The organism is Xanthomonas sp. SHU 199 (assembly GCF_000364665.1).
Lineage (GTDB): Bacteria > Pseudomonadota > Gammaproteobacteria > Xanthomonadales > Xanthomonadaceae > Xanthomonas_A > Xanthomonas_A sontii.
Window position 1 is genome coordinate 1 of record NZ_AQOI01000849.1, and the last position, 1,603, is coordinate 1,603.

Annotated in this window: 2 protein-coding genes; both read left to right on the forward strand. The window is 71.2% G+C overall.

From position 1 onward, the window contains the following. A partial coding sequence (locus D183_RS0123165; RefSeq protein ID WP_017911101.1) for a 1-deoxy-D-xylulose-5-phosphate reductoisomerase occupies nucleotides 1-749 on the forward strand: 749 nt, incomplete at its 5' end. A gap of 26 nt (nucleotides 750-775) precedes the next feature. After that, nucleotides 776-1,603 (forward strand): RIP metalloprotease RseP (gene rseP / locus D183_RS0123170; RefSeq protein ID WP_017911102.1); only part of this gene is annotated, 828 nt, incomplete at its 3' end.

Below are 1,603 nucleotides of genomic sequence, written 5' to 3' on the forward strand. Positions count from 1 at the left end.
GCGCCGAGATCATCCCGATCGACAGCGAGCACAACGCCATCTTCCAGTGCCTGCGCTCGCGCCAGACCGGTGCCGAGGTGCGGCGGGTGCTGCTGACCGCCTCCGGCGGCCCGTTCCGCGGCTGGGACCGCGCGCGCCTGCAGGCGGTGACCCCGGCGCAGGCCGTGGCGCACCCGAAGTGGTCGATGGGGCCGAAGATCTCCGTCGATTCGGCGACGTTGATGAACAAGGGCCTGGAGGTGATCGAGGCCCACCACCTGTTCGCGCTGGCGCCCGAGCGCATCGAGGTGCTGGTGCACCCGCAGAGCCTGGTGCATTCGCTGGTCGAGTTCATCGACGGTTCGACCCTGGCGCAGATGGGCCTGCCGGACATGCGCACCACCCTGGCGGTGGGCCTGAGCTGGCCGGACCGCATCGCCTCCGGGGTCGCCGGGCTGGACCTGCTGACGCAGGGCCGGCTGGATTTCGAGGCGCCGGACCTGGACGCTTTCCCCTGCCTGGGCCTGGCCTGGCACGCGATGCAGGCCGGCGGCAGCGCCCCGGCGATCCTGAACGCGGCCAACGAAGTGGCTGTTTCAGCCTTTCTTCAGGGCCGGATCGGTTTCCTATCGATTCCTGCGCTGGTCGAGAACGCCCTGACCGAGCTGCCTGCGGTCGCGGCCGATTCCCTGGACGCGTTGCTGGCGGCGGATGCGCACTCGCGCAAGATCACCGAACTCGCCATTGCCCGCCACTTCGCCCATGCTTGATCCCCACGCCGCCATGAGCCACGCGCATGGGTAATGTCGTCGGCTCCATCTGGTGGATGCTGGTCAGCCTGGGCATCCTGGTGACCTTCCACGAGTTCGGCCATTTCTGGGTCGCCCGCCGCTGCGGGGTCAAGGTGCTGCGCTTCTCGGTGGGCTTCGGCAAGCCGCTGTGGTCGCGCTACGACCGCCACGGCACCGAGTTCGCGATCGCCGCGATCCCGCTCGGCGGCTACGTGAAGATGCTCGACGAACGCGAGGGCGAGGTGGCCCCGGCCGAGCGCGCGCAGGCCTTCAACAACAAGAGCGTGTGGCAGCGCATCGCCATCGTCGCCGCCGGCCCGATCGCCAACCTGATCCTGTGCGTGGCGTTCCTCTGGGCGATGTTCGTGATCGGCAAGCAGGACTACGCGCCGATCGTCGGCCGCGCCGAGGGCCTGGCGCAGCAGGCCGGGTTCCAGCCCGGCGAGCGCATCGTCCGCGTCGGCGACCGCGACGTCGCCACCTGGAGCGAGGCCGCCATGCAGCTGACCGTCGCCGCCATGGACCGCGAGGACGTGCCGGTGCAGACCGAGGACGCGCAGGACGGCGCCAGCCATACCCGGACCCTGCGCCTGTCGCAGCTGCCGGTCGGCTTCGACGAGCAGCAGGTGCCGGCCCTGGCCGGCCTGACCTGGCTCTTCACCCTGCAGCCGGCGGTCATCGCCAACGTCACCGCCGGCTCGGCCGCCGACGGCGTGCTGCGCCCCGGCGACCGCGTGCTGGCGGTGGACGGCACCCCGATCACCAGCGCCGACCAGGTCGCGCCGCAGGTGCAGGCCCTGGGCCGCGGCGGCGGCAACGGCCTGATCGAGGTC